The organism is Virgibacillus sp. Bac330 (assembly GCF_003667845.1).
Taxonomy (GTDB): Bacteria; Bacillota; Bacilli; order Bacillales; family Amphibacillaceae; genus Virgibacillus; species Virgibacillus chiguensis.
This window is the reverse complement of sequence record NZ_CP033048.1, coordinates 3,849,363-3,871,713: the sequence shown is the minus strand read 5'-3', so window position 1 is coordinate 3,871,713 and position 22,351 is coordinate 3,849,363. Positions and strand designations below refer to the sequence as shown.

Genomic DNA, 22,351 nt, shown 5'->3' with positions numbered 1-22,351 from the left:
TTGTGGAAAACGACGAACGAAGATACGGAAAGGGGTAGCATTTTGAAGAAACAGTTAAGTGTGCTTTTTATTGTATTTCTTTTATTACAAACAATTTCCAGTAGCTTAGCCTTTCCCATGCGAATTAACGCGCAAGGCATAAGCAATGACGGAATAATTAATAATATGGAATTAATCGATACATCAGGGGAAATTGTTCCATTAAATGATATACAACAAGCAACACATGTAAAGGTAGATTGGTCCGTTCAAGGTATAGCTGCCGAATCAAATAAGGATTATACCGAGCAACTCCCTACTGCTATAAAAATTGATGAAAAGCAGGAAGAGAAGCTATTGGTAGCAGAAACGGAAGTGGGTAGTTATGTTGTAGATAAAGATAATACGTTAACCATTCGTTTTAATAAGGAAATTCATCAACTCCCTGAAGCGAGCGGGACGTTTACTGTTAAAGTAGCGAAGACGGCAGAAGATACAGAAGCTGATGAACAACAGCAGGCAGGCGATTCGGCAGTGAATCAAGATGAAACAGGTTCTGACGAAGAACAAACAGAGAAAAATGCTGTAGATGCCAAGGAAAAAGAAAACAGTGATGAAAAGGTAAATTCGGAAGCAGAAGCAGAGGAGCCTGTTAAAGAAGAACAGCAGAAAACAGCAGAACAAGCTTCAGAAAAAGTTGCTCCGTTAAAGGCGATTGAAGAAAATATATTAACTCGCTATGAGGTAACCTATGAAACTGCTGAAACAGGTGAGCCCATAGAAAAACCAGGTCTAGGATCGGTTATTGCTATAAAATATTGGTGGGAACTACCGAATCGACATGGATATAAAGAGGGCGATACGTACAGTTTTCAAGTACCCCCAGAGTTAGACGTTTATAGTGAGATTGATCATGCAGAAATGAAATTCGATGGACAAACAATTGGCTATCTATCTGTTACAAAAGATGGAACAGCGACGATAGAGTTTACCAAGTTCATTGAAGAGTATTCCAAAATTAGTGGAAACTTTGAGATTTGGACAGAGTTAAGCGAAGAAACCGTTATGAACGAAGACAAAGAACTTGTTATTACACCAATTGAAGGCAAAGAATCCATGACCATTCCAATCGATTTTAACCCGGGCGGTTCAGCTGTGGAGAAAAAAGGGAATCCGAATCGTTCCTATAATGCGGAAGAAATTGAATGGACGGTTGATTTCAACAAAACGCTAGAGACGATTCAAAATGCGAAGTTAATCGATCCAATTCAGGATGGGCAAGCGCTTAAAGAAGGATTGATCAAACTATATCATTTAGAGACGAAGCTTAATGGCGAAGTGACTCAAGGCGAAGAAGTTGATCCTAACTCTTATACAATAGGAAAAACAGCTGGTGGGAAAGACTTTGCGATTTACTTTAAGGATGATATTCGTTCCGCTTATCGCCTCGTATATGTAACAGACATTACAAATGAAGATGATGATACCTTCAAAAACAAAGCCACGTTAACAGGGGAAAGTTTTGATGATGTAAGTGCCGATGCAACTGTAAAGGTTGGCAGAGGTAAAGCTTTAGAAAAAAAAGCTGCACATTATGATCGTGAGAACCAAGAAATCACTTGGGAAATTCGCTATAACTACAATCAGAAAAACATTGCCCAAAAAGCTGCACTGTTAAAAGACTTTTTTAATGGCAGTCAAGAGTTGGTGAAAGACTCGTTTGAAGTGAGAGAGATCACGCTGAACGAGAATGGAAAAGAAGTAGGTAAAGGGGAAGTTGTTACTAACTATACAGTAATCCCGAGGCAACAAAATGGAAAAAATGGTTTCCATTTACAGTTTAACGAAGATATTTCTTCTGCCTATAAAATTGTTTACAAAACGAAAGCTTCTGAGCGCGTGTTTGATGGCGAGGAAATTATTAATACGGTAAATAGTGGAGAGCATACGGATGAAGGGAAGCAACAAATTGGTCAGATGATCTTATTCAAAAACTATAAAGATCCAAATTATAAGGATAAAACGGTGGAGTGGCAAATTTCCTTTAATCATGATAGGCAAAAGATGAGCAACGTTGTTCTAGAAGATGTCTTTACCAATAAAGGTCTAACTTTATTAAAGGATGAAGAATCTGGTAACTTTTTCAGGATTCAAAAAGAAGGCGGGGCATTAGAAGAAGGAACAGATTATATTATTTCTAAAAATGAAGCGGATCAATTTGTAATTCAATTTAAGCATCCAATAACGGAACCACATTGGATCAACTATACGACAACATTTGATTATGACCAACTTGCAAATAAGAGTGAGGACTTTATTAACCAAGCTCATCTGTCTTGGGATGATGCGAATGGAGAATCTAAAGATAAAAGTGCTAAGAATAAATTTACACCGGATGAGTACACAAAGCAGAACGGCTTTAAAAATGGTTCCTATAATGCAGTAACAAAGGAAATCACTTGGAACATAGGTGTCAATTATAATTTAAAAACGCTAGATAATGCGGTTGTTAAAGACTTTATTCAAGGTAATCAGCAACTATTGCAAGACTCCATAACCGTACATTTAATGGAGCTTACTGGTGGGAAAAATGGAACAAAGAAAAAAGAAGCCGTACCAGGTGAGGATTACTCCATAGAATTTATGGAAAATGAACAAGGTGAGCCAGGATTTCAGATTCATTTTGTAAAAGAGATCAACCAACCGTATTTGATAGAGTACAAAACAAGTCTAAAAGATTTAGATTTAGTTGCAAAAAACTACCATAATACAGCGAACCTTTACAATGGAAATCAACAAGAAACGGAACTAGATGCTTCTGTATCCATTCCGTATGGCGGAAAGTATACGGAAAAATCAGGAAATCAGAACGGAAAAATGATTGATTGGAAAATTAATATAAACTTTGGCCAGTCTCAAGTAAGCAATGCTACCATTGACGATAAACCAAGTAATAATCAAGCGTTACTGGAAGATTCTTTTCGTCTATACGCCACATCTGTAGATGAAGCAGGTAAAGTTACCAAGGGAGAGTTATTAGAGCTTAATAAGGATTACACCTTGGATTTAGAGCAAAATCCTGAAACGTTTACATTAAAGTTCACAGAAGAAATTAATGAGCCGTATATATTAGAATATCAATCCATGATTTTAGAGAAACCAGGAAAGACGGTAAGTAACAATATATCTTTTAATGGAGAAAACATTGATGAGGTTATCAATGAGTCTCAAGATACAGTAAAAGTGGAGCGAACGAATGGTATGGGCGAAGGTACTGGAGAAATCGGCAGACTAACTGTTCATAAAACCAATCGTGATACTGACGACTCACTCCCTGGAGCGACGTTTACGCTGAAAGATCAAGAAAGTGGCATTACGGTTGGTACGAAAACGACCGATGAAGATGGTAAAGTTGTTTTTGATCGATTGCTTTATGGAACGTACACATTGATTGAAGAAAGCGCCCCAGATGGTTATCTCATTGAGCAGAAGCAACGTGGAATTGTGATTGATGAATCCTATGTAGAGGGTAGTGAAGTAGAAGTAGGAAATCAGCTCACGGTAACGAATGCTAAAATCATTCGCGATGTACAGTTAAACAAAATTGATAAAGAAACAGGAGCGAGTTTATCAGGAGCGACGTTTGCTCTACAGCAAAAAGTAGGTGACGCTTATAAAGTCATTGATCGTCTAACAACAAATCCAGCGGGAATAATTTACAAAGGTGATTTAGAACCTGGTGAATATCAATTTGTCGAAACGAAAGCACCGAATGGGTATGAGCTAAATACGGAACCAATTCCCTTTACTATTGGTGAAAAACAAACGGAAATTATTACGTTAACAGCGAAGAATAAAAAACTTGCTTCTGTGGAATTAACGAAGCTTGCAAAAGAAGATGGAAATCGTTTAGCAGGTGCTGCGTTTAAATTAGAGCGCGAAGGTGGTTCTGTTGTCGAGCCGTTGTTACGAACAGACGAAGACGGGAGAATTTTTGTTACGAATTTACAACCAGGTACGTACCAATTTGTGGAAACCAAAGCGCCAACATATTATCAGCTTAATGAAGAACCAATATCATTTACTATAAAAGCTGGCGATTCGAGTACAGTAACAGTCACGGCGAATAATGAGCTTATTCGTGGTAAAGCGGAGCTGACAAAGGTTGATAAGGATGACGAAGCAACGAAACTGGATGGTGCTGTATTTGAACTACAAAATGAAGCAGGCAAGGCGTTACAAGAAGATCTCACAACGGATAAAGCAGGAAAAATTGTTGTAGAGAATTTGAAGCCAGGTAAGTATCAATTTGTAGAAACCAAAGCGCCAGAGCACTACAAGCTAGATACGACACCAATTCCGTTTACCATTGAAAAAAGTAAAACGGAAGCTGATGTCAGGGTAGTTGCGGTAAAAGCAACAAATGAGCTTATCCGAGGATCTGTTGAACTTGTCAAAGTAGATGAAGATGATGAGGATAAAACCTTGGCAGGAGCGGTATTCGAACTACAAAATGAAGCAGGAGAAACGGTTAAAAAAGACATAACAACGGATGAAAATGGAAAAATCGTTGTAGAAAATTTGCGTCCAGGTAAGTATCAATTTGTAGAAACAAAAGCTCCAGCTTATTACGAGTTAGATGCTGATCCAATTGCATTTGAGATTGAAAAGAGTCAGAAGGAACAACTAGACATTATCGCAAAGAATAAGCTAATTACTGGTAAGGTTGAGCTTACGAAGGCGGATCAAGATAACAATTATGCACCGTTAGCAGGAGCAGTATTTGAACTACAAAATGAAGCCGGCGAGACGCTACAAGAAGATCTGACAACAGATAAAGCAGGAAAAATTGTTGTAGAGAATTTGAAGCCGGGCAAGTATCAATTTGTAGAAACAAAAGCTCCAGAGCACTACAAGCTAGATACGACACCAATTCCGTTTACCATTGAAAAGAGTAAAACGAAAGAGAATGTCGAAGTAGTTGTGGTAAAAGCAGAGAATGAGCTTATCCGAGGATCTGTTGAACTTGTCAAAGTAGATGAAGATGACGAGGATAAAACCTTGGCAGGAGCGGTATTCGAGCTACAAAATGAAGCTGGCGAGATGCTACAAGAAGATCTGACAACAGATAAAGCAGGAAAAATTGTTGTAGAGAACTTGAAGCCAGGCAAGTATCAATTTGTAGAAACAAAAGCTCCAGCTTATTACGAGTTAGATGCTGATCCAATTGCTTTTGAGATTGAAAAGAGTCAGAAAGAACAACTACGCATTACCGCAAAGAATAAGCTAATTACTGGTAAGGTAGAGCTTACGAAGGCCAATCAAGATAACAATTATGCACCGTTAGCAGGAGCAGTATTCGAGCTACAAAATGAAGCCGGCGAGACGCTACAAGAAGATCTGACAACAGATAAAGCAGGAAATATTGTTGTAGAAAACTTGAAGCCAGGTAAGTATCAGTTTGTGGAAATAAAAGCTCCAGAGCACTACAAGCTAGATACGACACCAATTCCGTTTACCATTGAAAAAAGTAAAACGGAAGCCGATGTCAAAGTAGCTGCGGTAAAAGCAACAAATGAGCTTATCCGAGGATCTGTTGAACTTGTCAAAGTAGATGAAGATGATGAGGATAAAACCTTGGCAGGAGCAGTATTCGAGCTACAAAATGAAGCCGGCGAGACGCTACAAGAAGATCTGACAACAGATAAAGCAGGAAAAATTGTTGTAGAGAACTTGAAGCCAGGTAACTATCAGTTTGTGGAAACCAAAGCGCCAGAGCATTATGAGCTAGATGCGATGCCAATTCCGTTTACCATTACATTTAGCCAAGAAAATTCTGTACAACTGAAAGTAGAAAATACAATCATTTCAGAAGGACCAGTAACGGATCCAGAAAATAATGATAATGAGCCAACACAGAAAAATCCTGATAGTAGTAAGGATGATCCGAGTAAAGCAGGAGAGGAAATAGGAGGAACACTTCCTCAAACTGGAGAAGAATGGCTACGTTACATGATGATTTTAGGGGTTTCGCTATTTATCGTTGGTGGGTTTCTAATCATTTCAAGACGTCGAAATGCATAAATATATAGATGCTCCCGATGATGTATTAGAATAAGGATGAACGTCATTCTATGTATCTACTAAATTAGAAAATCCGAACTTATTCAAATTCTTCCTATAGAACTTGAAAGTAAGTTCGGATTTTTTGTACCAATTTGCCGCATAAATACAAGCTAGAATAAAATGTTAATTATGGTGGTAAAAACTTAGTGTTAGCCGGATTGGATATGCTGAGGTTACTTGCAAGTGCATCTCATTGTAGAAGGTGAATCAGCAAATTGTTTCACATATTCTTTTTAATACCCTACCTCAACAGCAGCATTTACCATATACATTAAGTCATTTTCGTCATTTTTATCTTTCAAAATAACCCCACTTGAGGTGGCCATACCGCCATCAGTTACATCCACCGTAACGGATCCATAAGGAACGACAGCTTTTACTTTTTCTGTATCAAGCAAGTTACGATCTAATGGAACAGCTAATCTTACGTTTACTTTCATATTTTCAAGCTTTTGTTCAGGAAGGCTTTGTTCAATGCCAGGCATAGAATTGAACCAGATAGCATTTTCTACGGCTCTTACAGCAGCTTTTGTAATATTTTGCCCATGCACATCAATCCCCATGCCAGTTTGAATAAATAGAATTTGATTCATGATAAAACTCCTTTTTGATTAAATTATTTCCGCATCATGTAATATTCTTTTATTCAACCGTTCCCAGTGTAAACGCGTCTTAAACATTACCCTCATACTAATTGTCGTTGATGCATATCTTCATATGATGGTACACAACATAATAGCACTTTTTAAGGTATAGCATTAACTCGATTTTGCAAAGCCGACCAAGCATGACACATCGATGACTTGATTTGGTTTGATTAAAATGTATTAAAAAGGTTTAAATAACATATGCTGTATGTCCAAGCTTTTACCTCAAATCTTTACTAGTAATATGTAATCGGCTAGTTGTAAATACGAAATGAATCGGTGCACAAGAATAAAATTAAAACGGCGTCGTCTTATCGCCTAAAGTGATATTTTTCTAAAAAGGAGATGGTCTTTTATGGAATGGAAATTTTGTAAAAAAAGCACGCTACTGATCCTAGCTATTATCGTACTAGCTATTATTCCAATTGCTATTCAACAAGATTTTACTTTTGTAAAAGTTTCTAACGCAACAGAGAATGCAGAAGTACAAGCAAACTCCTTGGAAGAGAAACTCTCCAAAATATTAACAAATAAACGGTTAGATGGTACAACAACATCTGTAAGCGTCATGCATGCTAATACAGGAGATATTCTATTTTCCGAAAACAGCGACAGACGTTTGCACCCTGCATCAAACATGAAACTAATAACATCGATTGCCGCATTAGAAATATTGGGAGAAAATTACCAATTCACCACACAAGTGCGAACGAACGGGAAAGTGAAAGGAAAAGTATTGCACGGTGATTTATTTTTACAAGGAAAAGGTGATCCCACGTTATTAAAAAGTGATTTGAAGCAGATGGCGGTAGATATGAAGGAACAAGGAATACGTAAAGTGAAAGGAAATATTATTGCAGATGATACTTGGTTTGATGATGAACGGCTTTCCCAAGATTTAAATTGGTCTGACGAGTCATTTTATACAGGTGCGCAAGTGTCTGCTTTAACGCTTTCTCCGAATCAAGATTATGATGCAGGCACAGTAATCGTCCATGTTTTACCACAGGCCACCGAAAGTGGAAAAGCAATCATCGAAGTAACGCCTAAAACAGATTACATTAAAATTGTAAATCGCACACAGATTGTAGATACAGATAAGCCGAAAGATATTGCTATAGAGAGAGAACACGGGACGAACAGAATCATTGTAGAAGGAAATATGCCTAAAGAATCTACACAAGTGAGGTCATGGGTTGCCGTTTGGGAGCCGACAATGTATGCGCTAGACGTATTCCAGAAAACACTACAGGAGGAAGGTATTGACTTTATTGGTAAAACCGAAGCACTTGTGAAAGCAGCTCCAGATAGCAGCACTATATTAACAGAGACAAAGTCAATGCCTCTTAAAGATTTGCTCATCCCTTTTATGAAACTGAGCAATAATGGGCATGGCGAAGTGTTAACCAAAGAAATGGGAAAAGTTGTTCATGGAGATGGAAGTTGGGAAAAAGGACTTGCAGCAATGGAACAAGTAATGGAGCAATTTGGTGCAAACACCGACACGATGCTACTACGCGATGGATCTGGTATGTCGCACAAAAATATGATTCCTGCTAGCGAACTTTTGCAAGTATTGTACCATGTACAAGAGAAGGAATGGTTTCCACTGTTTAAAAAATCCTTGCCAGTAGCTGGCGTGGAAGATAGACTAGTCGGTGGAACATTACGGCATCGAATGCAGGAAGCACCCACAAAAGGAAATGTCATCGCAAAAACAGGATCTCTTAAAGGAATGTCAACACTATCTGGATACGTCACTACAAAGGATCAACAACCACTCATTTTTTCAATCATGATTAATAACTATATTGGATCAAGCGAGGAAATAACGGCAATTGAAGATCAAATCGCTTCCACTTTAGCAGCTCATGAATTAGAGTAAAAGGTATAAATTATAAAAGTTGCCCGCCATTGCGAGCAACTCGCTCGTCCCGGCGAGAAATCCGCTCATGCACGCGAAAAAAGCGCTCGTCTCGATGAGAAATCCGCTCATGTACGCGAAAAAAGCGCTCGTCCCGGGTAGAAATCCGCTCATGCACGCGAAACCCGCGCTCGTCCCGGTGAGAAACTCGCTCATGTACGCGAAAAAAGCGCTCGTCCCGGGTAGAAATCCGCTCATGCACGCGAAACCCGCGCTCGTCCCGGTGAGAAACTCGCTCATGTACGTGAAAAAAGCGCTCGTCCCGGGTAGAAATCCGCTCATGCACGTGAAACCCGCGCTCGTCCCGGCGAGAAATTCGCTCATGTACGTGTAAAAAGCGCTCGTCCCGGCGATAAATCCGCTCATGTACGTGTAAAAGTCACCCGTAACGGACTGAAACGTCCTTATCCTATCCCGAAAATTATCCTGCTTATTGTACATCTATCCCTAAACAATAGCTTCATGCTAAAATAGGGGCAATGGTATGATTGAGGTGATAGGTGTGTCGAAATTAACGTCAGATACAGCATTTTTAAAAACCGTTCATTTAAAAAAAGATAGGTTACCTGCAAATGCTGATGAGTTTCCATTTCATTTGCCAGTTATAAAGGATTTTCCTGGGATTTCTTTTCATCCGAATGTGACATATATTATTGGAGAAAATGGGATGGGAAAATCGACTTTATTGGAAGCGATTGCGATTGCGCTAGGGTTTAATCCTGAAGGTGGGACGAAAAATTTTAATTTTTCTAGCTACAATTCTCATTCGTCATTGGATCAATATATTCGAATTGCGCGGGGAGCGTACCAGCCGCAAGATCACTTTTTCTTTCGGGCGGAGTCCTTTTATAATGTAGCTACCAACATAGAAGAATTGGATGCAGCGAATGATTCTTTACCAAAAATTATTGATTCCTTTGGTGGAACGTCTTTGCATGAGCAATCTCATGGGGAGGCTTTTTTTGCGACGTTTATGCACCGTTTTCAAGGGAATGGGTTGTATATTTTAGATGAGCCTGAATCGGCGTTGTCGCCGTTACGGCAGTTGTCGATGTTACGACGAATTCATGATCTTGTGGCGGAAGGCTCGCAATTTGTTATTTCTACGCATTCACCGATATTGATGGCTTATCCGAGTGCGAGTATTTTGGAGCTAACGGAAGATGGTATGCAGGAAACAGAGTTGGAGCAAACGAGTCATTACAAGGTGATGGCACAGTTTTTTGAAAATAAACAGCGCATGCTCCACCACTTGTTTGATTAATGTAAAGGGTAAAAGGAGATGCTATGGGGAGCTGATAAATCAATCGCCCCCCTTAGCTTTTCGCTTGATGCTCATAGGTAATATATAATTCAAGCGCCATGGTTATTGCATATAACAAAATTCCGATAGCGAAATAAAAGCTCTTAAAATTGAAAAATAATCCACCAACGAGAAAAAAGATCAGTCCAATGAAAAATACGACAAATTGGAGTGAAAGTTGCTTGAGACTTAAGTCGTTTTCTGCGTGGCAGTATGGACATGTTACTGTTCTAGTTGCAAGTCCACGATACCATAATCTTTTGTATGGTGTACTTTTATTGCAATTCCAGCAAATGCATTTCTTCCTTTTAAGCATGATATCCCCTCGTTTTCGTTTCTACCTTATTTCGAGTTTGAAGTACTAATAAGACTACCACTTCAATGATTGTTGTGTGCTGTATATTAGAACTAATTTTTTGTTGGTGAGCGTTTTTATTACTTTGCAGTACCAACAATGGGCGGCATTTCCCTCTCGAACTAAATAACCGCAAACAGAAGTTTATTACTACATAATTAATATAGCATAAGAGCAGAGGGCGAGGCTAAATATACTATTTAATAATGAAATAACTAAACTTACTTAGTTTGCTACTTAAAGAATACATGAAGCGTTAAAACGTATAGAACGTTTCATGAATAGGAATGAAACGAGGGTAAGAGAACCAAAAAACACTAAGAACCATAATTAGAATTATAACGTGTAAAAAAGCTTCAAAACGTTTTTGATTGCATACAAAATGCATGTTGTATATAATGAATATATAAAACATATAATAATAAAAGACGCTAGTTCTAGTGTTACTAAAACGAACGTCTAGAAGGTAGCTATACCGCAAGACAGCGGTGGCGCAATAAAGTAAAAAAGTAATCTACTTCCTACTTGGCTGAGCAGGGTGGATTACTTTTTTGTGTTGGAGTTGATTATCGCTACAATTAAAGTACCGAATGCACAAATTACGAGCAAATGGTCTGTAGTAATAATCATGTGATCACCCCTTTTCCCAAAGAAATAACTTCGGAAGGTGAGTGCCACATACCACCCTGCATATACAACTACCTAAATTTAATTATATCACACTATTCAAAAAATCCTAATGTGGAAACGAACCAGCGTAACGCGTTTCGCTGAAATAAACGCAACATTACGGGGAATAGCTTAGTAAATAAGAAAAACCGTTGCATTTGGTGTATGCCATCAAATCCCAAGTATGCTCTATTGCAAAGAACCTCCACGAGAGGTTTAAACCTTATTCAACCATTTAATGAACTGTATCTTTAACATTTGAAATGCTTGTGAAGGTTTATATTGTCATCATATAGATGAAAACAAGTGGTTAAAGATATCAGATAAAGCCGATTTTGCTAGCTAAGTCCCTCAATCTATAAAAACAACCTCACTTTATGATTGTTGAAACACAATAGTTTCTCGCACAAACACCCAATCTTTTTCATATCTTATCGTAGAGAAAAAATTGAAATGAGGGAAGTAGAAATGAGTTATGAATGGAATGATCCTGCTCAAACAAGTAATCATCAAGAGCTTGAATTCACATATCCAACAACATATGAAGTTGCTCCTGCATATTACGAAGAACAAGACTGGATGCGTCGTCCAATTGGTTTTGGGAGACCGTTCTTTGGACCTAGACCATTTTTCGGTCCGAGACCATTTTTTGGGCCTAGGCCATTCTTTGGACCAGGCTTCGGATTTGGCGGCCCTGGATTCTTTCCTGGATTTGGTTTTGGAGTAGCTCCCTTTGTTGGAGGATTAGCGGGTGGTTTATTAGCTGGATCATTAGTAAATGCTTTCGCCCCTCCATATTATCAAGGCTATGGAGCTTATCCTCCTTATTATGGCTATTAGCTTCTGCAAATGTAATCCCCTCCCATTTATAATAAAAACGCAAGCCCACAGACTACATGATAAAGGGCTTGCGCATTTATTTCATAAGCGATAAAGCTTAATGCTAACAGACATTCAAATTTAATGACATTTCAATTTCACCTAACAGAAGCTAAAATGAATGCTTAGCAAATCAACTATTTCCATTCGTATGGTGTTTCTTGATAGACATAATAATTTAACCAGTTAGAGAATAGCAGGTGTGCATGGGAGCGCCAACGATGGAGTGGCGTCTTTTTAGGGTTATTATCAGGAAAATAATTTTTCGGTATTGCTGGGTTAAGTCCCTTTTTTCTATCTCGATCATACTCTTCTGCAAGGGTATCAAACTCATATTCAAAATGCCCTGTAAGCATAATGTGCTTCTCGTCTTTGGAAATCATAATAAACGGATCGTCGTCCGTCGTTGCAGCGAGCACCATTAAACGACTATCAGCTTGAACGTCTGCTAGTGATGTTCCCGTATAACGGGAATGTGGCGCTAGAAATTCATCATCGAACCCACGAATAAGCTCGACGGTAGAATGTGAAATCGTATGAGAAAACACTCCTGTGCATTTGGCTGGGAGCGCATATTTTTCTATTCCATAGTGGTAATATAGTGCTGCTTGAGCTGCCCAGCAAATATGTAATACAGAAGTTACATGGGTTTTCGACCATTCCATAATCATTTTCAGCTCTTGCCAATAATTCACCTCTTCAAAAGCGAGCATTTCCACAGGTGCACCGGTAATAATCATTCCGTCAAACCGTTTATGCTTGATGGAATGAAACGTTTGATAAAACTGGTTCAGATGTGATTTACTGACGGTTTTTGAATCGTGTGTTGCTGTATGCAGAAATGTCACTAGCACTTGCAAGGGCGAATTCCCTAATAGCCGGAGAAGCTGTGTTTCCGTGCGCTCTTTTTCCGGCATTAAATTAACGATCACAATGTTTAATGGTCGAATGTCTTGGGTCGTTGCTCGTACCGTATCCATAATGAAAATATTTTCTTTTTCCAAAGTAGCGTGTGCTGGCAGTTGCTTAGGAATTGTAATCGGCAACTAGGAACCCTCCTTTTTCGTATTTTCCCTATTATATAGGTAATTGACAGAAAGTTCTATCGTTCTGTTTTGAAAAAGAAGATGGTTTAAAATATATCTCGTATCTAAGATTTTGTAACCCTTGGCGTAACGACGAGCTGGAAAACGTACTAGGCACAGTCCTGATTACAAATTAAGGAGGTTTTAGATCGTTCCTCCGTACTGTCAGAGCTATAAAATTGGCTTTTTTGGAGTAATTTTTCAAGGGATACTCTATTCCGTGGAGAAAGGATTCTCACTGATAGATGTTCCGCTCTATGTTTTACTAACAAGCTATTTATCTACTTGCTTTTATTTTGATAAAACGATACGTCATATAAATAAGGTATAGCGGGATAACTATATAAAGAAGAGAAGTAAATACTCTCCAAGATCTAGCATGATTCATAAATAACATCATTCCTATAAGAATAGTGACAATGGTTTCGTTTCTTGGCAAGCGTACTTTTTTTAGGCTCGGTATTTGTATGGTACTAACCATTAAAAAACAAAGCAAAATAAAAATAACCATAGTAAATGTACTCGGAATGTCTTCTCTAAATAAAATGAGGGTAGCTAGAATTCCCCCCGCTATAGTAATGGGTATTCCAGTAAAATGATATAATGATTCTTCTTTTGCCGTAATATTATATCTAGCTAATCGATAAGCCCCAAACAAAGGAAATAGTCCTGATATTGCTAGACCAATCCACCCAAGATCAAACAACATTGTATAGTACATTAAAAAGCTTGGTGCGACACCAAAAGTAATGATGTCAGCTAAAGAATCTAACTCCTTTCCCAAAGGGCTTTCAACATGTAATAATCTGGCTATTCTTCCATCTATACTATCAAGTAACATTCCGATAAGAATAAAAATAGCTGCGTTTTTATAATGATTAGATGCCGTATAACCGATGGATAAGTAGCCACAGTATAAGTTTCCCAATGTAAAAAGGTTAGGTATTTGTTTTTTAAAATTCATTATTTCCTCCTGATTTTATTACTTGTAATGTTACATTTATCTACATATAAGTTTAGATGACTTTATATAATGTGAATGTAGTAATATCACATTATGTGAATTAATGAACTTCCTCAAGAGATGTTAAATCTTTTCTGCTATCGAGATAAAATTTTTAGGTTTACTCCGATATAAGGTGCTGTATGAATTATTTCAAGAATTTGAGATGCAAGCTGAACAAGTCTTGCTAAATTAAAAAAGCACTTTACATATTATTAATCTATTTCATCATTCTTACTTATTTTACTGCTAAAATAGACTAAATGGTAAACAGCAATTGTTGGAAAACGTATAAATCTTTATTTTATACAAGAATAATTATAAAATTAATAGCAAGGAAGCAACGATATAATAGTTCGTTTATAGAGTGATCGAAAGCAAACCCTCGATTATAGTTTCATTCTGTAAGTTCATATATAGGAGTGATAATTTGTTAAAAGCTTGGTTGAAATTATTTGTTGAATTAACCGGAAATAATTATGTATCTCAATTGCTCGTTCGTTTTACAAGTTCTACTTGGAGTCGCATGCTTGTCCCAATCTTTGCGAAAGTATACCGTATTAACCAAGAAGAAATGGAAAAATCGTTGTCAGAATATCAAAGCTTACACCAACTCTTTACTAGAAAATTAAAATTCGGTTGCAGGTCTATAGAATCACAGCCTAATTGTTTGGTTAGCCCAGTAGATGGCGTGATAAGCGATTTTGGATTTGTTCAGGATGTTGAAAAATACCCAATAAAAAACAAACAAATTAGGTTAGAAGAGATGCTAGGTAGTAAAGAAAAGGCGAATGTATATCGAAATGGAAAATATATTATTTTGTACTTATCACCGCGTCATTATCATAGAATACATAGTCCTGTAGATGGGATAATCAAAGAAAGCTGGGTGCTTGGCGAAAAATCTTATCCTGTTAATTCTCTTGGTTTAAAATATGGGAATAGCCCTCTATCAACTAATTATCGTAGAATAACAGAAATCCAAAGTGAATTAGGAAATATTGCTGTTGTGAAAGTAGGCGCCTTAAATGTCAATAGTGTCCATCTTACTGCTCGTTCGGATAAATTAGGGCGTGGTGAAGAACTGGCTTATTTTTCATTTGGTTCTACAGTTGTATTATTTATCGAAAGAGCAACTTTTCAATTTTCACCAGATATAGCAGGAAACAATGATATTTTGTTTGGAAAGAGCGTCGGTGTTTTTTCCAATGCTTGATTTTAATTTCGTTTAATTTTTCTCAGAATGATAAATAAGACGCCAGTAAGAATGATTAACCACATTATTTTTGATGCTTGCGAGAAAAAGGTTGTAATATATTCCCATTGATCACCTAAAATATTCCCCAAAATAATAAATGTGGATGCCCAAAAAATAGCGCCTATATAAGCGAAAACAGCAAAACGAAAATAATGATATTTGCTAAATCCTGCTACATAAGCAGTGACATGTCTAATTCCGGGGATGAAATAACCAAAAATGAGAAATGTCGCTCCATGCTTATTAAAATGGTTCCTAACCCAGTCTATCTGTTTTTCTTTTATGCGTAATTTAGGGCCAAAACGTTTTATAAATGGGACACCTAACCACTGCCCCAAAAAATAGCTTATTGAGATCCCGCTTATTGATCCCAAGATAGCAATGAATATAGCTAGATTGAGTGACATATTTCCTAAAGATACGTGATAGCCAACATATGTAAGTAATACTTCGTCTGGAAAAGGCATCCCTACAATCCCTAATATAAGAACAATATACATTCCAATGTATCCATAATGAACTATAAAGCTTTCTAAATCTGTCATGTTGTTCCATTCCTTCAAGTACCTAGTAGTATCAATTCCTTTAAATGTAAGAATAGTATACCATTATTAATGGGGAACTGCTATAGAACTTCGTTGTAGAAAAATATGTTAACAAAGCTGTATGCTGTATGAAGGGTTCTAGAGAATTATTGCTTTTTGAATTAAAAGAAAGTATTTTGGAAGAAAACCGCAACGATTAATTTGTTCTTACGCTATAGGAGAAATATAGAGGGAATATATAATTTTGCAATTTAGAAATATAAAAACGAAGGCTTCATACCATTCTTGATGGGGGAAGCCTTCGTTTTTATAAGGTAAAGTTTCATTTAGTATATAATCTTATCACCATTAAAGATGGAGTTTTTCACAACTACATAATCGACGGTACGGATGGCTTCTAGCTTTTTGCCACCTGCATATGAAATGGAGGATTGTAAGTCTTGCTCCATCTCTTGCAGTGTATCTTTTAAGGAACCTTTATGCTCTACAAGCATTTTCTTTCCTTCGACGTTCTTCTTCTCGCCTTTTTGGAACTCGGAAGCAGAACCGAAATATTCTTTTAAAACCTTGCCATCTTTTTCAATGGTTTCTCCTGGAGACTCTTCATGACCAGCAAAAAGCGATCCAATCATCACCATCGTTGCACCAAAGCGGATCGATTTAGCAATATCTCCATGCGTACGAATACCACCGTCAGCAATAATCGGCTTACTTGCAGCTCTTGAACACCAGCGAAGCGCTGCTAATTGCCAGCCGCCAGTGCCAAAGCCCGTTTTAATTTTAGTAATACATACTTTCCCTGGACCAATTCCAACCTTCGTAGCATCCGCGCCCGCATTTTCCAATTCACGAACAGCTTCTGGAGTACCAACGTTTCCAGCAATCAAGAAGCTCTCACGTAAATGTTTTTTAATATGTTGAATCATTTTTATCACAGACTCCGAATGTCCATGCGCAATATCGATTGTAATATAATCTGGGATCAGTTTATCTGCTGCTAGTTGCTCTACAAAATCATATTCTTCGTTCTTCACACCAACGCTAATGGAAGCAATGAGTCCACGTTCATGCATATCTTTAATAAAATCGGTACGTTTTTCTGGCTCAAAGCGGTGCATAATATAAAAATAGCCATTTTCAGCTAACATCAACGCAATTTTTTCATCAATAATTGTCTGCATATTTGCAGGTACAACAGGTAATTTAAATGTATGCTTGCCTAATGTGACGCTCGTATCACATTCTGAACGGCTGCGTACAATACATTTTGCGGGAATTAATTGAATATCTTCGTAATCAAACACATTATCCATACCTAACACCTCTAAAATCCGAATAAAAATTATTCGTTTATATTTAATGTTCGTCTATTAGTAATGTACATGATTTTGAATGAGAAGTCAAAATTTTATTTCTGTGACAGGGAAGCATGACAAATTAGAGTTTATAGTTTATGCAAGACGATCACGTTTTAACGTCATAAAGATTTGCAGCAAGCTAAATTTTTCTGAGAGAGGTTTTTATACGTTTGGGAAAAGGGATATAAAGATGTTAGAAAAAACGTGCGGCAGCAATCTTTTTTGTTCTATATATATTTTAAGCCTTACTTTATAGGGTAAGAAAAACGATAAATGTGCATAAAGACTCGGTGACAAGCAGCTTATCTAAGAGGGATATCTAGTAATATGATAATGGAAGGGGAAAATTTAAGTTGTGGAGGGGTTTTTATAAAGGTTGTTCATTTAAGGTTGCTTATTTCATTTATGATAATACTAAAAAAATAATTTTTTATCTTCGTAGCAAATTTGTATTGTTTTAAACAAAAAAGAGTAGATCACAAAAATTGACAGTTAATAATGAGTAATTCTACTACACCATGTACATTTGCCTGTTAAAAGAAAATTTGTTGATTAGTAACCCTAATTTAGGTGTAAAATTTTAGATTAATCATATTTTTTCTCAAACACTAAATATTTAGACTTGTGGTATAATATTACATAATATAACGTATTAAAGGGGGGACTAGGATTTGATAGATATAGGCTATATTATAAAATTACATAGAACCAAGCAAAATATGACACAAGAAGCATTATCAGAAGGTATTGTTTCTTTGTCCTATTTATCAAAAATAGAAAATCAGAAAGCAAAAGCCAATTCTGAGATTATTCAAGCATTATGTAATCGTTTAGGAATTGAGCTTACAAATATACCTGATTCAAATTTTGAAGACAAATGTAAGAAATGGTACGACATGTTATATGACCGTTTTGATAAACAGGAAATTATAACAAGATATGAAGAATTACAAAACGTAATGGATAAAAGTATTAACAATCAAACAATTATGTTTGAGATTCATAAAGTTCGTTACTATATTATCTTACGTGATTTCCAAAAAGCCTTACATAAAATTAATGAACTCCACGAGATGGCAGACTCTTTTAATTCTCTACATAAATATTTTTGGAATAAATTTCAAGGGAATTATTACTCCTTGAAAGAAGAACATCAACAATCTTTACAATGCTATAAAAAAGCCGAGAAAGTGCATCGATCAGCTGAAATTGAAGAAGAAGAGATTGCTGATTTGTATTATGCCATTTCCATTCAACATAGTCATTTACTAAATGGATTAGAGACTATAAATTATGCAGAAAAAGCAATGGCTGAGTTTCAGCGAAAGTATAACTTTACACGTTGCGCTCAATGTCATATCTTGCTGGGAATTTCGTATCAACGAATAAGAATGAATGATGTTGCGTTAGAAAATTATAATCAGGCAATGTATCTAGGTAAGTTAAACAACGAAGAACAAGTTATTCAGTTAGCCTATCTTAATTTAGGGCTGTTTTATTTTACAACAGGGAATTCAAAAAAATCCATTGAAAATTATGAGCTTGGCTTAAAAACTACAGACTTAGATTATGAACTTAGATTAGATGCTATTACGCACTTAATACATAGTTTTTACAAAAGCGATAATTGGCAGAAAACTAAAGTATATTTGCGCTCGGGTGAGGAAGCTCTTAACTTCACCCAAGACAAAGGATATCATAAATTTTATAGCTATGTAATTAAAACTTATACACATTTATTAAATGGCGATTTAAAGAATTTTAAAATCGTATTAGCAGATGAATTTATTCCATATCTAAAACAAAAAAAAGCATATAACTATTTAGTTTTTTATTCAAGATTGTTGGCTACCCATCTAGAAAAAATGGGTAAGTATAAGGAGGCGATGAAATATTATAAAGTAGCCAACGAGAGTTATGACAAAATAATCAAACTATAGAAGGGGGAATAGTAGATGAAGAAATTTGTAGTATCTTTTATATTTGCGGCACTTCTGATAGGTGGATTTTTGTTTACAAATGGTGCGCAAAATGAGGACAAATTAACCATGAACGCGAATATTCCTAAACCAACAACGACCTATGAAACAAGCTAAACAAAAAACCTATCTCATTTACTAATACTACTTAAACTACTCTAACCTCTAAGAAACTTTCCCATATCATTTTTACATACCTATAGGGGATAGCATAGGATAAATACAACGCTCAGCGAAACAAGCCATAGGATAGGAGATATTACGTATCCAATATATCGCTGTAGCGATAAAAGATCGCTGATGTTATATGCTGGAAGTGTTGTAAAATCATAGAAAAAGGACTGTTGCACGCTTAGAAATGCATGGTGCAACAGTCCTTTAATGTATTGTTATTTCCCTAAAAATCCGCCTTCAGAACGAATGGTTTGCCCTGTTATCCAATAGGAATCTTCACTTGCTAGAAAGGTAATCAGTTTGGCGGGATCTTCTGGGCGGCCGTGACGACCAGTTGGGAATAAAGGTAATACACTGTTTTTTATTTCTTTATTTATCCCACCTGTATCCGTTGGACCTGGATCAATAGAATTAACAGTTATGCCAATGGGAGCTAGAGCAACGGATAATGGCTCTGTAGTAGGAATAGTCATCCCTTTTGTAGCAATATAAGCTATATTATTTGGGTCTGGCCCTCTAGAGACGAAATTGCTAATCCGGCCTTCTTTCTTGTTGTAAAATTGCTGTTCATATCTTTTAGCAAATTCAATCGCTAATAAAAGGGTTCCGCGGTTATTCACTTGATAATGGTTATCTAGATTCTCTAAAGTTAACGTACGGAAATTCGTTGGAGCTTAATAGGTCGCGTTATTGTCTAAAATGGAAGCCGTACCTAATTTACTATGGGCTGTATTTAGCAACTTGATTGGGGATTCTTTTAGGCTTAAGTCTAACTCCATGTGATCAGAACGCACTCCATAGCTATTTATTTTTTCACAAAGCTTACTAGGAAAATCTCTTTCCAATCTCCCTTCCGCTTCGTCAAATGGAGACCAGTACGTGAAAAAGATGTCAGCTCCTGCTTTTGCAAGAGACAAACATGTTGCAGCTCCAATACCTTTCGAATTACGAACTCCAGTTACAATAGCAATTTTGCCAGTTAATATGACACAGTATTATGTGTGGAATAAAATCTAGGGGGAGAAAATAGAACCTCACTCTCGTATGTCATAAAGAGGTTTTCAAGCCAAACCTTTATGGCGCTTAACCATATGAGCAAATAAAAGTCCCGTAAACAGATTGAGGTAAGCATACCCACAACCTACCGGAGGAAAAGATGTGATATTCCTGTAGGAACAACTCGCATGCTTTGATTTAGTACATCAGCAAGCTGTTCCACATTACTTCCAATCATTTATTTGGTTAACTGTACCCTGTGTCAAACGCTGCTTAGCCGTTGTACGTTTAGATGAGACAGGAATATGTTCGTTTGCCTTTGCTAAACCGTATAACGGCATATTCGCATAAATCGCTTCATAATTACCTTTTGGTACGATGTACGTCTCATGATAGATACCAACCGCATTTGTATGGCTTGCTTTTTGGTTAAACCGTTTCCATGCAGCTAGATGTTGTTTCCCCTTTGCATAGGCAAGCAAATCTTCGGTAGACCGCCAATATTGCACCATCAACGTCGTGCGCAGGCCAAAATAACTTTCCATAGATAAAAAGCCTAACGTATCTTTATATGTGTAAAGTTCTTTAATCATCCGCGGCATTGCTAAAAAGACGGGAAGCCATTTATGTACAGCTAATCTACGGTTAACCCGCATCCCTATTAAAAACACAACAATATCTTCTTCATTTTCTGTGGTATAACGACCAGGGTAGACTTGTTTTTTCATGATATCCTCTCTCCCTCTACAGTATATGGAGGCGTTATGATATTGCCTATTGCTTCTAACTTTTCGGTAGGTGACTTTAACCTCTCGTTTTCTATAGGTTAAATGAAGCCTCTTCACTCGCAAAAATGTCCGTTGCTCGCCCCCCCAGTGATCAAGCTTTTCTCAAAGCAATCGCCTCTTGCTTTTCAAGTCATCTTTGTACAGAATAAGAAATTAAGCTTTTCGAAAGAGCCCAGAAAAGATATTATAACGGGAGCCAGTCAGTTTACTTTATTTTTTCTATGGTAGCTTCACACCATTCTATAGCAGCCTTGGTTGTCCGCTTTCCATAGTCTAGTGTATACAGCCAATAAGTAGCATCAGGGTTTTGAGAATAATTAGTGCCTATCATTTCTTCAATCGCTTCGTAGGTGTCTAATTTTTTCTGTAATTCTTCTTTATAATGGCGTATCAACGATTGTGTCTCATCTGCAGGCTGATGTCGACTAAAAAACAATTTCAAAAGTACTTCGTTACGCTCATTAGCAATATGCTGCAATGGCTCTTTCAACCAGTTCTTTAACACCTCTTTCCCCTTGGTAGTAAGGAAATATTCCTTTCGATCTGGTTTCCCATCCTGTGACATGACCTTAACGGTTGCTAAGCCATCGGTAACTAACGTTTTTAAATTCGGGTAAATTTGCCCATAACTAATTTTCCAAAAATGATTTAAGCTTTGATCCATCCGTTGTTTAATTTCATAACCCGTGCGACAATTTAAAGTCAAAATTCCAAGTAGCGCATAGGTACTATTGTTATACGTTTTCAAAGGAATCTTCCTATCTATTTGATATATATCATTTAGATATATAATACACGAATTACTTAAAAATGGAAAGTGTTTTCAGAAAAAAAATTTGTTTGAATGCATCTTTGTTATAATGGAAGAAAAGTGTGGAACGGAGGGGTAGCATGCGTTTATTTTCTACAAGATTGCTTGAATCGTTTCGTGCGCTGTTCATCTTTGTAGTACTTTATTTCGTATTTGGAGCGATAAGCAATTACTTTTTAGAAATATTCACGAACAGACCGATCGCTCAGTTGACGGAAGTATATCCATATTTGATGTACTTTTTAGCGCTACAAGCCATAGGCATTGCCATCCTTATTTTTGTCCTGTACCGAAATAAGTTCCAATTTACTGGATGGTTCAAAGGAAAGCGAGTAAAGTCGCTGTCTCAAACAACAACCCGAGTGCTTGTAGTCATTAGCGTAATTGCTATTATAGCTCTGTATATTGCAGTGGGTTTTAGTTTGTAGGGGTGAAGAGAAGAAATTTTAGTAAAAAGCACGGTCAGTTATGG

The 22,351-nt window shown here is 36.9% G+C and carries 16 protein-coding genes and 1 pseudogene; 9 read left to right on the top strand and 8 right to left on the bottom strand.

Annotated features, from left to right (window positions below; translation table 11 throughout):
* The first annotated feature begins 42 nt into the window (after positions 1-42).
* Positions 43-6,063, top strand: a complete 6,021-nt coding sequence (locus tag D9780_RS18000) for a SpaA isopeptide-forming pilin-related protein (protein ID WP_121641085.1) — start codon at positions 43-45, stop codon at positions 6,061-6,063.
* A 275-nt stretch (positions 6,064-6,338) separates the two neighbouring features.
* Here the strand turns inward: D9780_RS18000 and D9780_RS17995 are convergent, their stop codons facing one another.
* Positions 6,339-6,698, bottom strand: coding sequence for a Lin0512 family protein (locus D9780_RS17995; protein WP_121641084.1), 360 nt, complete (start codon positions 6,696-6,698; stop codon positions 6,339-6,341).
* Between the two features lie 409 nt (positions 6,699-7,107).
* Between D9780_RS17995 and dacB the strand changes: the two genes are divergently transcribed.
* The 4 genes from dacB (at position 7,108) to D9780_RS17970 (ending at position 11,843) form a co-directional block, all read left to right on the top strand.
* Positions 7,108-8,637 carry a D-alanyl-D-alanine carboxypeptidase/D-alanyl-D-alanine endopeptidase gene (dacB, locus tag D9780_RS17990; RefSeq protein ID WP_121641083.1) on the top strand — a complete coding sequence of 510 codons (1,530 nt, stop codon included), beginning with the start codon at positions 7,108-7,110 and terminating at the stop codon, positions 8,635-8,637.
* Between the two features lie 67 nt (positions 8,638-8,704).
* A complete protein-coding gene (locus tag D9780_RS21250) occupies positions 8,705-9,010 on the top strand; it encodes a hypothetical protein (RefSeq protein ID WP_162985931.1) in 306 nt (101 codons plus the stop codon).
* 150 nt (positions 9,011-9,160) lie between these two features.
* Positions 9,161-9,940, top strand: a complete 780-nt coding sequence (locus D9780_RS17980) for an AAA family ATPase (RefSeq protein WP_205601099.1) — start codon at positions 9,161-9,163, stop codon at positions 9,938-9,940.
* Between the two features lie 1,531 nt (positions 9,941-11,471).
* The gene (locus tag D9780_RS17970) at positions 11,472-11,843 is read left to right on the top strand and encodes a hypothetical protein (RefSeq protein ID WP_240458725.1); all 372 of its coding nucleotides are present in this window, start codon (positions 11,472-11,474) and stop codon (positions 11,841-11,843) included.
* A gap of 176 nt (positions 11,844-12,019) precedes the next feature.
* On the opposite strand, the gene metA is transcribed toward D9780_RS17970, so the two are convergent.
* Both metA and pssA read right to left on the bottom strand, forming a co-directional pair.
* Positions 12,020-12,928: a homoserine O-acetyltransferase MetA gene (gene metA, locus D9780_RS17965; RefSeq protein WP_121641081.1), complete on the bottom strand. Its 909-nt coding sequence runs from the start codon at positions 12,926-12,928 to the stop codon at positions 12,020-12,022.
* A gap of 316 nt (positions 12,929-13,244) precedes the next feature.
* Positions 13,245-13,931, bottom strand: a complete 687-nt coding sequence (gene pssA, locus D9780_RS17960; RefSeq protein ID WP_073010391.1) for a CDP-diacylglycerol--serine O-phosphatidyltransferase — start codon at positions 13,929-13,931, stop codon at positions 13,245-13,247.
* 469 nt (positions 13,932-14,400) lie between these two features.
* Here pssA and D9780_RS17955 point away from each other — a divergent pair, with 469 nt between their 5' ends.
* Complete coding sequence (locus D9780_RS17955; protein WP_073010388.1) at positions 14,401-15,186, top strand: phosphatidylserine decarboxylase; 786 nt, start codon at positions 14,401-14,403, stop codon at positions 15,184-15,186.
* Positions 15,187-15,188: 2 nt separating this feature from the next.
* On the opposite strand, the gene D9780_RS17950 is transcribed toward D9780_RS17955, so the two are convergent.
* Both D9780_RS17950 and guaC read right to left on the bottom strand, forming a co-directional pair.
* A complete protein-coding gene (locus tag D9780_RS17950; RefSeq protein WP_121641080.1) occupies positions 15,189-15,773 on the bottom strand; it encodes a DedA family protein in 585 nt (194 codons plus the stop codon).
* A gap of 326 nt (positions 15,774-16,099) precedes the next feature.
* A complete protein-coding gene (guaC, locus tag D9780_RS17945; protein WP_121641079.1) occupies positions 16,100-17,086 on the bottom strand; it encodes a GMP reductase in 987 nt (328 codons plus the stop codon).
* 716 nt (positions 17,087-17,802) lie between these two features.
* Between guaC and D9780_RS17940 the strand changes: the two genes are divergently transcribed.
* A complete protein-coding gene (locus D9780_RS17940) occupies positions 17,803-19,071 on the top strand; it encodes a helix-turn-helix domain-containing protein (RefSeq protein WP_121641078.1) in 1,269 nt (422 codons plus the stop codon).
* Between the two features lie 15 nt (positions 19,072-19,086).
* Positions 19,087-19,227, top strand: a complete 141-nt coding sequence (locus D9780_RS21245; protein ID WP_162985930.1) for a hypothetical protein — start codon at positions 19,087-19,089, stop codon at positions 19,225-19,227.
* A gap of 272 nt (positions 19,228-19,499) precedes the next feature.
* Here D9780_RS21245 and D9780_RS17935 read toward each other — a convergent pair.
* From D9780_RS17935 to D9780_RS17920, 3 genes and pseudogenes are all read right to left on the bottom strand, one after another.
* Positions 19,500-20,201: pseudogene (locus tag D9780_RS17935) on the bottom strand (SDR family oxidoreductase).
* A gap of 303 nt (positions 20,202-20,504) precedes the next feature.
* Complete coding sequence (locus D9780_RS17930) at positions 20,505-21,008, bottom strand: DUF4188 domain-containing protein (RefSeq protein WP_121641077.1); 504 nt, start codon at positions 21,006-21,008, stop codon at positions 20,505-20,507.
* A gap of 265 nt (positions 21,009-21,273) precedes the next feature.
* Positions 21,274-21,816 carry a PadR family transcriptional regulator gene (locus D9780_RS17920; RefSeq protein WP_121641075.1) on the bottom strand — a complete coding sequence of 181 codons (543 nt, stop codon included), beginning with the start codon at positions 21,814-21,816 and terminating at the stop codon, positions 21,274-21,276.
* Between the two features lie 143 nt (positions 21,817-21,959).
* Here D9780_RS17920 and D9780_RS17915 point away from each other — a divergent pair, with 143 nt between their 5' ends.
* A complete protein-coding gene (locus D9780_RS17915) occupies positions 21,960-22,307 on the top strand; it encodes a hypothetical protein (protein WP_073010369.1) in 348 nt (115 codons plus the stop codon).
* The last annotated feature ends 44 nt before the right edge of the window (positions 22,308-22,351 follow it).